Raw genomic sequence first — 13704 nt, forward strand, 5'->3', positions numbered from 1 at the left:
TGGCGTAACGATATGTCGATAGATGAAGCATGGGATATTCTATTGAAATATGATTTTAAACGGACAAAAAATAGGGAAATTTTATTGCGTTTCTTTGATGACGCGGACCGCTATGTTACTGCGATGGAAGTTCGTGTGGCGGTGGAGCAGGATAATCCTGGTATCAGTTTCGATACAATCTACAGAAATCTTGCCGTGTTTTCGAAACTTGGGATTTTGGATGAAACGGAACTCAATGGTGAAAGACTTTTCCGGATGCAGTGCGCGACGGATCACCATCACCATCATTTCATCTGTATGACTTGTGGCAGCACGAAGTCCATTCCAATTTGCCCGATGGATAGTGTGACGGTAAATTTGTCGGAATATGAAATAGAAGGACATAAGTTTGAGATTTATGGCAGATGTCCGAAGTGCAAGGTAGGTTAGTTTGAATAACTAGGCAGTACATCATTTTGTTTATGATGTGCTGCCTTTTGTCATGAAGAATATGCAGGTGGAAAATGGTAAATCATAAATAGATCGCGTGTTCTGCTCATTGATGTGAATTAAGCGCTCATAGAACTATTGTGACCGCTCTAACGCATGTGATTTCTGCTCTATACATATCGTTATTCGCTCTAAGAAACTATCTGAGTGCTCTATCAAGCTTCATAACCGCTCATAGCCCTAGCCCCCTTCACTTGCATAACTTCTACGGCACATCGAGTTCTATTTTGAACATAGCGAATTCACACAGTAAAAAAGAGCACCGCAATATGCGATGCTCCACCAATCATTTACTTTTTATCATTTCGGTTGCATGAAACAACTGTCTGACGTACTGATCAGCTTGTTTCCAGTTTGCTACCCGTATGACTCCTTTAGGAATAGGTTCTTGGTTATAGGGGGTATCAAACAAGAAAACTGGAATATCCAATTCTTCGTGAATTCCTACCGCATTATCATGCTTGTCCTCAAAGAATACGTCAACGTTGAATTGCTTGGCCGCTTCAATTTTATGATGCGTACCAATCAACTCTACGTGATCATACGGTATTTGTTGCTCGTGGAACCAGTTAGTTGTCGTTTCTAGTACATTTCGTCCGCGTGCTGAAATATAATACAACTCAAACTGTTTTTGCCAGTTCGTCAATACTTCTTTTGCAAACTCTTGAGCAGGCGATGTCTGATAAATTAGCTCTTCTGTTTCTTTGTACCATTCTCCGAACTGCGTTGGATCCACGTCAAAGGCTTTCGTCAAATCATACTCTTTAATATCAGCGAGCGTTAGATTAGAGCCAAAGTGCTTATTGATATGCGGAAGTAGGGCAGTGGGTGTCGTGACCGTTCCGTCAATATCTATTCCGAAACGAATGTCCCTCATTCAGAAACGCTACCTTGTGCTGCGAGTGCTTCTTCTTGACGTTTCTTCTCGAAATACTCTTCAGCCAATATGTCGATTTCTTTTTTCAATTCTTCGACCATTGTCTCTTCTGGAACTTTTCGTACAGTTTTACCATGCATGAAGAGCAAACCTTCACCACGAGCACCAGCGATACCGATATCTGCTTCGCGTGCTTCACCTGGTCCGTTTACCGCACAGCCAAGAACTGCTACTTTTAATGGAGCTTTAATGTTCGAGATATATTCTTCCACTTCATTGGCAATGGAAATTAAATCGATTTCGATACGGCCACAAGTTGGACAAGAAATTAATGTTGCCGAGTTGGAAGATAGGCCGAATACTTTCAGTAACTCTCTCGCTACTTTGATTTCTTGAACCGGATCCGCACTTAACGATACGCGCATCGTGTTACCGATACCTGATGACAGAAGGGAGCCAAGACCTGCCGCACTCTTGATTGAACCAGCGAATAGTGTACCGGATTCTGTAATACCTAAGTGCAATGGATAATCGAATGCTGCCGCAGCAAGCTTGTACGCTTCAATTGCCAAATTCACGTCGGAAGCTTTAAGTGACACGATAATATCGTGGAAATCCAAGTCTTCTAGGATCTTAATATGATGCAATGCACTTTCAACCATACCTTCTGCAGTAGGGTAGCCGTACTTTTCAAGAATTTTTCTCTCAAGTGAACCTGCGTTGACACCAATTCGAATTGGAATGCCTTTCGCTTTTGCTGCATTTACAACAGCTTCGACTTTCTCTTTACGACCGATATTCCCTGGATTGATACGGATTTTATCTGCACCTTGTTCAATTGCAATCAATGCTAATTTATAGTCGAAATGTATATCTACTACTAAAGGAATATTGATTTGCTTTTTGATTTCACCTATAGAATACGCGGCGCGCTCATCGGGACATGCTACACGTACGATTTGGCAGCCTGCTTCTTCTAGACGTTTGATCTCTGCAACTGTCGCTTCGACATCATGTGTCTTAGTTGTCGTCATACTTTGCATAAACAGCTCATTGCTTCCTCCGATAGTTAAGTTCCCAACTTTTACGGGACGGGTCTTCGAACGATGAATCATTTCAGTCATTATGTCTCTCTCCTTCAAATGAGTAAATACCATCATCAATAGATGGAATATGAATTATCCTTTTTCGCCTTCTTCGCAAACAGGATCTACTTGTTCACGGATAGGCAATTTAATTTGTTCGCCAGCCAAAAACTGTTGGCGTTCGAGATGAGGGTTCATGGAGTAAAATTGCTCCAACCTCTCAAGAAATTTTTGAGATGGATCTGGGTATAATGCGAATAACGATTCTATTGTATCACCTTCAACCACTCGAATGACAATTGAATGATTCGGCGTTTCCTCTATACAAGACGATTCATCTTCAAAAAAGGCTGCAAGAGGGATTGTCCCTTCCGTTAAATCCATTCGAACAAAGTGAACAGTGCAAAACACAGCAAGTGCAAGCAGTATAATTCTCATCATACATCCCTCCTGCTCTACACTATGCAGACAACAGGTAAACTATTCATCTCGGTTGTTTTGGATAATAGACCGCGGCCCTCCACACATACAGTAGATGTACTAAAGAAGCGATCCACAAGCTATATGATTGCATGGAAGGAACAAATTCAAAAGCCATTGTCAGCAAGATGGGCAATGTGGCTGCAATCGCTGCTGTTCGCCACATAAAGCGGAATTCGCCACGACGGTGCAATAGTTTCAATAGCAATACTCCTATGATAGCAAAAATACTGATGCGAATAAATAAATACGACGTGATAATGACCAATTGCAGAATAAAAGCGATTGGATAGATCAAAAGGCCGATGGTTTCGCCGATTTCTGCGAGCTCAGGAGAGGATTCGAATAGTGTGTGATCTCCTAAAACAAATTGTACAAACGATACGCCGGTGTAAAGAAAAATAAACACGAATATGTATTGAATGACTTTACCGATTGATAACAAGCGGAATGCCGCCAGTTTTTTCGGTTCATGTAGTGAAGCTTTGAAAATTTGATGGAATTTCACGGAGCCGGCCTCCCTTTCTACATACAGTCTACCATTTATTTAAATCATAAGGCTTTGCAGAAATTTCGACATTCTTATGACATTTCATTACCGCTTTGTTAAGGTGGTGTAAAGATTGCAGTAGAGTACTTTACAATTGACGTATACAACTCTCATAATAGGTTGAAACTTCACGAAGCTTTCGAGGGGTGAAGAGCAGTTAGAAATCATACATAAAACGTTTGATGGAGGTTGACAATTAAATGGAAGTGAACTGGCAAGAAGTGGTGTTCCAATTTCTTGGGGGATTAGGAATTTTCCTATTCGCAATTAAGTACATGGGCGACGGATTGCAGAAAGCTGCGGGGGATAGACTTCGTGCAATTCTAGACCGTTTTACTACCAATCCATTCATGGGTGTTCTTGTCGGTATAATCGTAACGGTGTTGATCCAGTCAAGTTCTGGAACAACGGTTATTACAGTGGGTCTGGTAAGTGCTGGATTCATGACGCTCCGTCAGGCGATCGGCGTTATCATGGGCGCCAATATTGGTACGACCGTGACCGCATTCATTATCGGTCTGGATGTCGGCGCATATGCGTTACCAATTATGGCATTCGGTGCCTTCCTGATCTTCTTCGTCCGTAAAGCTAAAGTCAAGAACCTAGGTGAAGTGATCTTCGGTTTCGGGGGATTGTTCCTAGGACTTGAATTAATGAGCGACGGAATGAAGCCACTACGTTCATTAGAAGCATTTGCTGATTTCACACTAGCAATGAGTGAACATTCACTGCTCGGCGTCGTAGCAGGAACAATTTTCACACTAATCGTACAAAGTTCCAGTGCGACTGTCGGAATTTTGCAAGGTCTTTTCGCTGAAGATTTGGTCACAATGAAAGCCGCTCTACCAATTCTTTTCGGTGACAACATCGGTACGACAATTACTGCAGTACTTGCGGCACTCGGTGCATCTGTTGCTGCGAGACGCGCGGCAGCTGTACACGTATTATTCAACATTGTCGGTACTATCGTTTTCATGCTCCTGCTCATACCATTTACGGCTTACGTCGAATGGATGGCGTCGGTCTTGAATCTCGAAAGTAAGATGCAAATCGCATTTGCGCACGGTTCGTTCAATATCGCGAACACAGTTATACAGTTTCCATTCATCGGTGCTTGGGCTTATCTCGTTACGAAGATGATCCCAGGCGAGGACGTCACGATCGAGTACAAACCGAAACACCTCGACCGTCGCTTTATCGCACAATCATCAGCTGTTGCGATTGGACAAGCCAAGGAAGAAATTATCCGCATGGGTGACTTCAGTGTCCGAGGTCTTCAAGAATCATTTGAGTATTTGAAGACTGGCCAGAAAAAACACGCGGAAACTGCGTATCAGATTGAAGATGCGATCAATAATCTTGATCGCAAAATTACGGACTATTTAGTAGAAGTATCCGTAGTTATCGTTTCACCAGCAGAATCTGGGCGTCACGTTTTATTAATGGATAGTGTACGGGATATCGAGCGAATCGGTGACCATTTCGAAAACATCATCGAGTTAATAGATTTACGCGAAACGAATAAATTAAAGTTGACAGATGATGCGATGGACGATTTGGCAGAAATGTTTACATTGACGATTGAAACAGTTCAAAAAGCGATTGAGTCGCTGGATCAAGATGATACAGATTTAGCGAGAGTCGTTTCTGAAAAAGAAGATTTAATTGATAATATGGAACGTCGCTTCCGTAAAAATCATATTGTTCGTTTAAATGAAGGAAGTTGTAGTGCACAAGCCGGCATGGTGTTCGTCGATATCGTCTCGAACCTCGAGCGAATTGGTGACCATGCAGTAAATATTGCGGAAGCGATTTTAGGCAAGCACGCATAATGAATGAGGAGTGACAGCTATGTTATGGATCGGTTGGACATTGGCAATACTTATGTTCGCGATCGCGTTTGTCGGATTGATCTACCCTGTCATTCCTTCTGTTGTATTTATATTGGCAGGCTTCTTGTTGTACGGCGCGTTCGTTTCATTTGAAGAGTTAACGTGGTTGTTTTGGGTAATTCAGATATTATTCGTTGTGTTGTTGTTCGGAGCGGATACAGTCGCCAATTTAGTGGGCGTCAAGCGCTTCGGGGGCAGCAAGGCGGGTATGTGGGGAAGTACAATCGGATTGCTTGTTGGTCCTTTTGTTATTCCGGTCGTTGGTATTTTGGCTGGACCTTTTCTTGGTGCAATCATTGCGGAATTAATTTTCACCCGATCGGGAATTAAACAGGCTTTCCGAACAGGAGTCGGCTCGGTTGTTGGGTTTTTGACATCGGTTGCAGTAAAAGGCGTACTAATGGTCGTTATGATTGTCATTTTTCTATATTTTCTCCGTTAACAGTACATTTTCTTTGAATGCTGACTCATATTTTGATAATGTGAAGTGGTAGGGCAAAACAGAGATAATTTAGAGGAGGAATGGAAAATGGCTTATACATTACCGGAACTACCATACGCATATGATGCGTTGGAGCCACACATCGACAAAGAAACGATGAACATCCATCACACAAAACACCACAACACGTATGTAACAAACGTGAACAACGCACTAGAAGGGCACGAAGAACTTCTTAACATGCCTGTTGACGAATTAGTTGCAAACTTGGACAAAGTTCCAGAGGACAAGCGTACAGCAGTCCGCAATAACGGTGGTGGGCACTCTAACCACTCATTGTTCTGGACAATCCTTTCACCAAACGGTGGCGGCAACCCAACTGGAGAAGTTGCAGAAGCAATCGACAAGAAGTTCGGTAGCTTTGACGCTTTCAAAGAAGAGTTCGCTAAAGCTGCAACAACTCGCTTCGGTTCAGGTTGGGCTTGGCTTGTTGTGAACAACGGTGAAATTGAAGTAACATCAACTCCTAACCAAGACTCACCTTATATGGATGGTAAAACACCATTACTAGGTTTGGACGTTTGGGAGCATGCATACTACTTAAACTACCAAAACCGTCGTCCTGACTACATTTCAGCATTCTGGAACGTAGTAAACTGGGATGAAGTTGAAAAGCGTTACCAAGACAATAAATAATTGAAACCTGGCACACATCTAGTTCGTCTAGATGTGTGCCATTCTTTATTTTCGTGCTATAATTCTACTACATATATACCTTGAGAAAGGAGATTCCTGTTGAAGAGAAACCAGAAGAAGACGGAGCCGCCAAAAACCGGTCAACGTCAACATATTGCATTTCGAATGAATTTTTTATTTGTAGCGATTTTTGTCCTATTTTCCTTACTTATATTCCGTTTAGGTTATATGCAAATCGTTAAAGGCGAAGATTATACGCGCAGTCTTGAACGGACAGAGGAAATCGCGGTCAATACGAGTACACCACGCGGAAGAATCTTCGACCGCACGGGGAAAGTACTTATAGATAATGATGCTAAAAATGCCATCACCTATACGAAAACATCCTCTACGACGACTAAAGAGATGCTAGCGCTCGCAAGAAAACTTTCTAAGCTGATCGATCAAGATACTAGGCGGGTAACAACAGGCGACAAACGAGATTTTTGGATTTTATTGAATCCTGTAAAAGCGGCTGACAAAGTACCTAAGGAAGAGCAAACAGCACTTAGTAAAGATGAAAAGAAATCTCAAAAAGAAATTCAACAAGAGATTAATCAGCTAACACGAGATCGAATCACAGATGAGGAACTAGCTGCGTTATCTGCAGAAGATCTAGAAGTTCTCGCAATTTATCGCGAAATGATGGCAGGGTATGCTTATTCACCTCAGATCATCAAAAGTGACGGTGTGACTGATAAAGAGTTTGCTGTTGTATCTGAAAGGTTGGATCAACTACCCGGTGTCAATACGACCACTGATTGGGATCGCGTGAAGAAATCGGACAGTGCGATTCTCGGATCTACGACTAGCTCAGGAGAAGGAATTCCACGTACCCACTTAGACTATTTCCTAGCAAGAGATTATTCGCGTAATGATCGTGTAGGAAGAAGTTATTTGGAGTCGTATTATGAAGATTTATTGAAAGGTCAAAAGACCATCGTGAAAAATGTCAAAGACCGTACAGGAAAAGTCGTTGAGACGAAGACGGTGAAAGAAGGAATACCAGGAAAAGATCTAGTCTTGACTACGGATACCAACTTACAAAAAGCGCTTGAAGATGTCGTATCCAATAAATTATTGCGCTTGAAGCAAGGTCCGAATACAAGCGCGTTGGAATCGGCGTTTCTTGTCATGTTAGATCCGAATAACGGTGAGATTCTATCACTGGTAGGTAAGAAAGTTGTAAAAGATGAGTCGACAGGACAATGGGCAATACAGGATTACACGTTCGGAACGTTTACTTCAGCGTATGAAATGGGATCCACAGTGAAATTAGCAACGATGCTGACAGGCTATAATGAAGGTGCTGCAAAAATCGGAGAAGTAAAAATTGACCAACCGATCAATATTGGTGGTAGATACAAGCGGTCGCTATTTAATCCGAATGGTCGAGTGGCGCTAAATGATATCTCTGCTATTGGTCGTTCTTCCAACGTCTATATGTTCCGCATTGCGATGGGGCTAGGTAATGCAAACTACCGACCAGGACAGGGGCTGCCAATAGATGTAAAAGCATTTGATACATTCCGTGAGAACTTTGCGGCATTTGGTTTGGGGGTCAAGACCGGTATTGATTTACCTGGAGAATATACGGGGGTAACCGGTACGGAGACCATCCCAGGAAAATTGCTCGACTTTTCGATTGGGCAGTTTGATACGTATACGCCATTGCAAATGGCACAATATGTTGCAACCATTGCTTCTGACGGAAATAGAATAGCACCAAAAATTCTGAAAGAAATCCGTGAGCCTTCTCCAGATGGGGAAGTACTTGGTGAGTTGGTCGAGGAAACACCTATTCAAGTGTTGAATCACCTGAAAAACTCTCAAGTTGAAATTGATCAAGTAAAGAAAGGTATGCATTATGTATACTATGGTGCAAATGGTACTGCTTCAGGATTACTGGCAGGCGCACCTTATACGGGAGCAGGGAAGACCGGAACGGCAGAATCGTTTTACTATACGGGTAATAAATCCAACCCCGTTATTCCGACGATCAACTTGTCCCATGTAGGGTTTGCTCCTGCAGACAAGCCGGAAGTCGCGTATTCCGTAATCGTCCCGTACATTTCGACAAATACGAAACGCTATCCGTCTGCCACCGCAAGTGAACTTGCGAAAGAAGCGCTGGATGTATTCTTTGAACAGAAAAGACAGCGAAACTCGCAAGCAGACGGTGCAACTCCAGATGTGAAAATACAGAAATGACAGTGAGAAATGAATGTAAAAAAAGACGAAAACCCAATGGTTTTCGTCTTTTTATTATAAGTGTAAAAATATCTTGGCGATTTCAGGAAAACGCATATCGGAATGCAATTCATATGTACCTGTTTTGATTTTCCGTGTATAGTCATTTTCGATTATATACAGTTCGAATTCTTCAGCGTCTTTTATTAAGCCTTCGTTTTCTAATTCACGTGATAACTTAGCGGGCGTAATGCCGGCTTTAACCGTGAAGCTTTTTGTAACGATTTCATCTGCTTCATTTTCGTCAGGAATTGTTTCCTGTTCAGCTTCCGGTTTACGCATCGATTCTTTTCCTGTTAATGTCTGAGAAATCGCCAATTCTCTTTTTAAAATCGACACCTCTTCTTTAGAGTCGGCCAATTGTTTTTGCAAAGCACCGTCAGTTGTTTGCTGCTGTACGAAATACAAAATGCCACCAGCTAGTAAGCAACCAATTCCAATGCCGCGCAATATTTCCTTGATCATGACAACCGCACTCCTTTAGAATGCAGTACTTCCGTTACTTCCTGTTCGCTAAGTGAAGCGCGCTTTGCAATCTCCGGTATTGTATAGCCTTGTTTGTGAAGTGAAGTAATTTGATTGACGATGATTGCATGAACGGTTTTTTGAGGTGCAGGTGCAATGGTTTCTGGAGCTGGCGACGCAACCATCAATTCTTCTTCAAGTAACCGCACTCTTTTTTTAAGATTACTCGTTTCTTGATGGAGACTAATCGAAACATTTTCCAGCTCATCATTCATCGCGTGTCTTCTATTCCCAACAAAAAAGGAAGCAATGACAGCCAATACACCAATTATGAGTAAAATTAAGGGGATATCCATACTTTTCCCTCCAAAATAACTAGAGTTTCCTTCATAATACCATAAGCGAATGATGAATGATATTTGAAACTTTCTGCTGTACAAAGTGTAAATCTATGGTACAATATATTAGTCGTATAGATCATGCTCATGTTTTACTTATATCTATAGCTATTGAGTGGGAGGGACAGTAATGCGCGTAAACGTAACACTCGCTTGTACAGAATGTGCAGAGCGTAATTATATTACTAAGAAAAACAAGCGTAACAATCCAGAACGTATTGAAATGATGAAATATTGCTCACGTGAAAAAAAGCAAACTTTGCACCGTGAAACAAAATAATTAGTAAAACCAAAACCTGCTTCGGTTTTGGTTTTTTTCTTACGGGAGGTAGTACAGTGGAAAAGCAGAAACTTCGAAAACAGGTTATACAGCAATTACATCAATTAACTCCATCTGATCACGAACGGAAATCAGCTAGTATAGTAGAAAAAGTTCTTGCTTCGGATGAATTTAAGTATGCAGAGACAATCGGGATCACGTTATCAAGATTTCCGGAAGTGGATACGCATCATTTGATAGAAATCGCTTGGCAAGCTGGAAAACGAATTGCGATTCCACGTTGTATTGCTTCAACAAGAGAAATGGATTTTCGTTTGATTGATTCATTTGACCAGACAGAAGTAGTCTATATGGATTTAAAAGAACCGAAAAACGAATTGACGGAATCTGTAAAACAGGAAGAAATAGACTTGCAAATCGTACCGGGAGTTGTTTATTCAGAGACTGGTTACCGCATTGGATTTGGTGGCGGTTACTACGATCGATATTTGATAAATTTTCCATTTGAAACTATATCACTGGCATTTGATTGCCAAATCCGCGATAATATAGATATAGAGGCACATGATATTCCCGTGTCCTATATATATACGGAAGAACATATTATAGATTGTCAGAAAGCACGTGAAAAGAATGAATGAGTTTTATGACGTGATGAAACTACTAAAACGTTTTGGAGTAATCATCTATACAGGCAATAAAATGCAAGACAGCTTAGTGATGGAGTCGGAAGTCAAAGAACTGTATGACCATCAATTTATTGACCAGCAAACATATATTCAAGCATTGCTTGTTTTGAGAAGGGAACAAACGAGTTGATTTAGTAGCTGGTAGTATTCTAACTACTCATTCCTCATCTCATGTGAAACTATTCACGCAATCAAACGTCAAATATATGATGACTAAAAAAGCACTATCTATACGAAACGAAAGGAAGAGATGGAATGAGAAAATTTTCATGGCCTAAGCATTCCGTACTCATTATCGCAGTAATCGCAACTTGGTTGACTACCTATATCGGGTATTTCACCAGTTTTAATATGAAAATCGATAATGCTATGCAACAATTTATCCTATTAATTAACCCTCTGGCATTTCTAATGTTTATTTACGGGGTAGCTTTATTTATTAAAAAGACTAAAACACGTAACCGATATATTTTAACGGTAAGTTTAATAACTTCATTTATCATGTTCGCCAATGCTGTGTTTTATCGTTTCTTTACAGACTTTATTACACTGCCTCTATTGTTCCAGACAAGTAACTTTGCAGATTTAAGTTCTTCAATCACGGAAAATCTACGTTTCCTAGATCTATTCTTTTTCTCTGACGTAGTGATTATTTTATTGGCTATTCGTTTTTCTAAGCAGGAGCCAATTCAAGAGTCAAACCGTAAAATGGGACGTAAAGTGTACTTCGCAGCGGCTGCTACGTTAATGATGTTGAACTTAGCGCTTGCAGAAGCGCAACGTCCGCAGTTGTTGACGAGAAGTTTTGATCGTGAATTACTTGTTAAGAATATTGGAACGTATAACTACCACCTATATGATTTATTCGTTCAATCCAAATCCCACGCACAGCGTACATTCGCAGATGGTACGGAATTGACGGAGATTGAAAACTACGTAAAAGCCAACCACGCACAACCGGATCCAAAGATGTTCGGTTCTGCTAAAGGCAAAAACGTAATTATTGTTTCGCTTGAATCATTACAGAACTTTGTCATCAATAATGATATGGATGGACATGAAATCACGCCATTCTTGAATCAATTAACAAAAGACAAAGATACATTTTACTTCGATAACTTCTATCAACAAACAGGATTAGGAAAAACTTCCGACTCTGAGTTTATAGTGGAAAACTCGCTATATGGACGTAACGGTAGTGCGGTCTTCTTTACGCATAGTGGTAACACATATAACTCGCTTTCTGAACGATTAGGAGAGAATGGCTACGCTACAAGTGTTATGCACGCTAACAGCAAGAGTTTCTGGAACCGTGACATTATGTACAAAGCACTCGATGTTCAGAAGTTCTATGATGTAGATAGCTATACAATCGGCGAAGACGAAGCGGTGAACTGGGGAATGAAAGATATTCCATACTTCCATCAGTCAGTTGATTTGATGAAAGATATAAAGCAACCGTTTACTACACGAATGATTACACTAACCAACCACCACCCATTCGATTTAGATGAACAGGATAAATTAATTCCTGAATATACATCGAATTCGAACACATTGAACAAGTATTTCCAGACGGTTCGTTATATGGACGAAGCAGTAAAAGAATTCTTTGATGACTTGAAAGAAAGTGGTTTGTATGATGATTCAATCATTATAATGTACGGAGACCATTATGGTATTTCAGAAAATCATAATAAAGCAATGGGTATGTATATGGACAAAGAGATTAAGCCATTTGACAACGCAGAGCTTCAAAAGGTTCCATTGTTTATCCATATGCCAGGTTCTGGCGAAGGTAAAGAGATGCACGAGCTTGGTGGACAGGTAGACCTACGTCCGACGATTCTTCATTTACTAGGCATTGATACAAAAGCAGATATGCAATTCGGTTCCGATCTATTCTCACCAGATCATGAACCATTCGTCATCTTCCGTGACGGACGCCTAGTTACAGATAAGAATATTTACGCGCAAGAAGTTTGCTATGACATCGAAACAGGAGAACCATCATTAGATGAATCGCAGTGTGAGCCATATATCGAGCGTGCCAATACTGAATTAAACTATTCAGATACGATCATCAATGGGGACTTACTTCGTTTCAAAGAAAGACCTGATGGCAGTCCAGAAATCAAAGAAAGTAAATAAATTTGGTGATGATCTGCACGGCTGTCCAAGCCGTGCAGATTTTTTTATGGACGAAATTAATTATTTAGAGGGCACTAATGGAAATTCTATGGTGGATACATCTAAAGGGGTAGCTAATAAAGTCCGTTCTAATAGAGGAAACTTAAATTCCTATGTTGCTGAAAATTGTACAACCGCTGTAGAATTAGTAAATGGAGATTAATAGTAAAGCAAAATGTACGGCATTAAGTTTAACGTTTAGGAATAGTAGGTGAATTACTTCGGTTTAATATTTCGCTTGTAAGTTTGTATAAGAGTAGCCTTATGTATATATTAGGAGTGCTTTTATCGCAACAGTAAGGGGATTATTAATTATTTTATAAAAAATAATAAATAGACTTGCATTCTTTTAAATAGGGTGGTATATTTATAAGCGTCGCATTGAGCAGTTGCGAAAACATCAAACTTAATAAAGAAAAACATTTTAAGTGAAAGTGTTGACAACGAGACAATGAGATGTTAGTATTAGAAAGTTGCCTCTTACGAGAGACCAACCTTATGAACCTTGAAAACTGAACAGCAAAACGTTAACGAAATACAGTTTATGCCTGGCTTGCCAGTGTCATAAACAAAAATGAGTATCTTAATTGATGCCAGCAAATGAAACTCGAGCTAATCGATTTTTCATGTCACTGAGCGTCGAGTTGTAGTGAAGTGCTAGGAAGTGATCGAGCGAAGAAGGGAGCGTACTTAGGTACGTGACCGACTAAGTGAGTGAAACTGTCGACGCAATTCGCTGCGAATCGGCGGTCAGTATTATGGAGAGTTTGATCCTGGCTCAGGACGAACGCTGGCGGCATGCCTAATACATGCAAGTCGAGCGAACTGTTGGAAGCTTGCTTCCTTCAGTTAGCGGCGGACGGGTGAGTAACACGTGGGCAA

General features: G+C 40.8%; 16 protein-coding genes and 1 rRNA gene. 11 read left to right on the forward strand and 6 right to left on the reverse strand.

Annotation, left to right across the window (positions count from 1 at the left end; genetic code table 11):
- Positions 1 to 12: 12 nt before the first annotated feature.
- Positions 13 to 429 (forward strand): Fur family transcriptional regulator, encoded by a 417-nt coding sequence (locus CSV76_RS11725; protein WP_085426045.1) that lies wholly within the window; start codon positions 13 to 15, stop codon positions 427 to 429.
- Positions 430 to 775: 346 nt separating this feature from the next.
- On the opposite strand, the gene CSV76_RS11730 is transcribed toward CSV76_RS11725, so the two are convergent.
- From CSV76_RS11730 to CSV76_RS11745, 4 genes are read right to left on the reverse strand one after another with little or no spacing between them, the layout of a single operon-like run.
- On the reverse strand, positions 776 to 1366 hold the full coding sequence (locus tag CSV76_RS11730; protein ID WP_085426046.1) for a 5' nucleotidase, NT5C type: 591 nt from the start codon (positions 1364 to 1366) through the stop codon (positions 776 to 778).
- Positions 1363 to 2490, reverse strand: coding sequence for a flavodoxin-dependent (E)-4-hydroxy-3-methylbut-2-enyl-diphosphate synthase (gene ispG, locus CSV76_RS11735; RefSeq protein WP_085426047.1), 1128 nt, complete (start codon positions 2488 to 2490; stop codon positions 1363 to 1365). The genes CSV76_RS11730 and ispG overlap by 4 nt, the downstream gene beginning before the upstream one ends.
- 54 nt (positions 2491 to 2544) lie before the next feature.
- Positions 2545 to 2889, reverse strand: a complete 345-nt coding sequence (locus CSV76_RS11740) for a hypothetical protein (RefSeq protein WP_099625696.1) — start codon at positions 2887 to 2889, stop codon at positions 2545 to 2547.
- Between the two features lie 46 nt (positions 2890 to 2935).
- A complete protein-coding gene (locus CSV76_RS11745; protein ID WP_158232797.1) occupies positions 2936 to 3439 on the reverse strand; it encodes a DUF1189 family protein in 504 nt (167 codons plus the stop codon).
- A 242-nt stretch (positions 3440 to 3681) separates the two neighbouring features.
- Between CSV76_RS11745 and CSV76_RS11750 the strand changes: the two genes are divergently transcribed.
- The 4 genes from CSV76_RS11750 (at position 3682) to CSV76_RS11765 (ending at position 8761) form a co-directional block, all read left to right on the forward strand.
- Positions 3682 to 5313 carry a Na/Pi cotransporter family protein gene (locus CSV76_RS11750; RefSeq protein ID WP_085426050.1) on the forward strand — a complete coding sequence of 544 codons (1632 nt, stop codon included), beginning with the start codon at positions 3682 to 3684 and terminating at the stop codon, positions 5311 to 5313.
- 19 nt (positions 5314 to 5332) lie between these two features.
- Positions 5333 to 5815 (forward strand): DUF456 domain-containing protein, encoded by a 483-nt coding sequence (locus tag CSV76_RS11755; RefSeq protein WP_085426051.1) that lies wholly within the window; start codon positions 5333 to 5335, stop codon positions 5813 to 5815.
- An 87-nt stretch (positions 5816 to 5902) separates the two neighbouring features.
- Positions 5903 to 6511, forward strand: coding sequence for a superoxide dismutase (locus CSV76_RS11760; RefSeq protein WP_029054514.1), 609 nt, complete (start codon positions 5903 to 5905; stop codon positions 6509 to 6511).
- Positions 6512 to 6610: 99 nt separating this feature from the next.
- Positions 6611 to 8761, forward strand: a complete 2151-nt coding sequence (locus tag CSV76_RS11765; RefSeq protein ID WP_233204466.1) for a peptidoglycan D,D-transpeptidase FtsI family protein — start codon at positions 6611 to 6613, stop codon at positions 8759 to 8761.
- Positions 8762 to 8815: 54 nt separating this feature from the next.
- On the opposite strand, the gene CSV76_RS11770 is transcribed toward CSV76_RS11765, so the two are convergent.
- Together CSV76_RS11770 and CSV76_RS11775 are read right to left on the reverse strand one after the other, a co-directional pair.
- Positions 8816 to 9265, reverse strand: coding sequence for a hypothetical protein (locus CSV76_RS11770; protein ID WP_085426053.1), 450 nt, complete (start codon positions 9263 to 9265; stop codon positions 8816 to 8818).
- The gene (locus tag CSV76_RS11775; protein WP_085426054.1) at positions 9262 to 9621 is read right to left on the reverse strand and encodes a hypothetical protein; all 360 of its coding nucleotides are present in this window, start codon (positions 9619 to 9621) and stop codon (positions 9262 to 9264) included. Before CSV76_RS11775 ends, CSV76_RS11770 begins: the two co-directional genes overlap by 4 nt.
- 172 nt (positions 9622 to 9793) lie before the next feature.
- Between CSV76_RS11775 and rpmG the strand changes: the two genes are divergently transcribed.
- From rpmG to CSV76_RS11805, 6 genes are all read left to right on the forward strand, one after another.
- Positions 9794 to 9943 carry a 50S ribosomal protein L33 gene (gene rpmG / locus CSV76_RS11780; protein ID WP_029054517.1) on the forward strand — a complete coding sequence of 50 codons (150 nt, stop codon included), beginning with the start codon at positions 9794 to 9796 and terminating at the stop codon, positions 9941 to 9943.
- Positions 9944 to 9999: 56 nt separating this feature from the next.
- Positions 10000 to 10584, forward strand: coding sequence for a 5-formyltetrahydrofolate cyclo-ligase (locus CSV76_RS11785; protein WP_099625697.1), 585 nt, complete (start codon positions 10000 to 10002; stop codon positions 10582 to 10584).
- Between the two features lie 13 nt (positions 10585 to 10597).
- A complete protein-coding gene (locus CSV76_RS11790) occupies positions 10598 to 10762 on the forward strand; it encodes a YqgQ family protein (protein WP_369823328.1) in 165 nt (54 codons plus the stop codon).
- A gap of 125 nt (positions 10763 to 10887) precedes the next feature.
- Positions 10888 to 12783: an LTA synthase family protein gene (locus tag CSV76_RS11795; protein WP_099625699.1), complete on the forward strand. Its 1896-nt coding sequence runs from the start codon at positions 10888 to 10890 to the stop codon at positions 12781 to 12783.
- Positions 12752 to 12985: a hypothetical protein gene (locus tag CSV76_RS11800; protein WP_099625700.1), complete on the forward strand. Its 234-nt coding sequence runs from the start codon at positions 12752 to 12754 to the stop codon at positions 12983 to 12985. The genes CSV76_RS11795 and CSV76_RS11800 overlap by 32 nt, the downstream gene beginning before the upstream one ends.
- 592 nt (positions 12986 to 13577) lie before the next feature.
- Positions 13578 to 13704 (forward strand): 16S ribosomal RNA (locus CSV76_RS11805); the annotation flags it as partial.

Origin of the sequence: Sporosarcina sp. P17b, from assembly GCF_002743115.1 — a bacterium.
Taxonomy (GTDB): domain Bacteria; phylum Bacillota; class Bacilli; order Bacillales_A; family Planococcaceae; genus Sporosarcina; species Sporosarcina ureae_C.

Coding starts and splice junctions, on each gene's coding strand:
- CSV76_RS11725 (WP_085426045.1), top strand. CDS start 13: ATGTCGATAGATGAAGCATGGGATATTCTATTGAAATATGATTTTAAA.
- CSV76_RS11730 (WP_085426046.1), bottom strand. CDS start 1,366: ATGAGGGACATTCGTTTCGGAATAGATATTGACGGAACGGTCACGACA.
- ispG (WP_085426047.1), bottom strand. CDS start 2,490: ATGACTGAAATGATTCATCGTTCGAAGACCCGTCCCGTAAAAGTTGGG.
- CSV76_RS11740 (WP_099625696.1), bottom strand. CDS start 2,889: ATGAGAATTATACTGCTTGCACTTGCTGTGTTTTGCACTGTTCACTTT.
- CSV76_RS11750 (WP_085426050.1), top strand. CDS start 3,682: ATGGAAGTGAACTGGCAAGAAGTGGTGTTCCAATTTCTTGGGGGATTA.
- CSV76_RS11755 (WP_085426051.1), top strand. CDS start 5,333: ATGTTATGGATCGGTTGGACATTGGCAATACTTATGTTCGCGATCGCG.
- CSV76_RS11760 (WP_029054514.1), top strand. CDS start 5,903: ATGGCTTATACATTACCGGAACTACCATACGCATATGATGCGTTGGAG.
- CSV76_RS11770 (WP_085426053.1), bottom strand. CDS start 9,265: ATGATCAAGGAAATATTGCGCGGCATTGGAATTGGTTGCTTACTAGCT.
- CSV76_RS11775 (WP_085426054.1), bottom strand. CDS start 9,621: ATGGATATCCCCTTAATTTTACTCATAATTGGTGTATTGGCTGTCATT.
- rpmG (WP_029054517.1), top strand. CDS start 9,794: ATGCGCGTAAACGTAACACTCGCTTGTACAGAATGTGCAGAGCGTAAT.
- CSV76_RS11790 (WP_369823328.1), top strand. CDS start 10,598: ATGAAACTACTAAAACGTTTTGGAGTAATCATCTATACAGGCAATAAA.
- CSV76_RS11795 (WP_099625699.1), top strand. CDS start 10,888: ATGAGAAAATTTTCATGGCCTAAGCATTCCGTACTCATTATCGCAGTA.
- CSV76_RS11800 (WP_099625700.1), top strand. CDS start 12,752: ATGGCAGTCCAGAAATCAAAGAAAGTAAATAAATTTGGTGATGATCTG.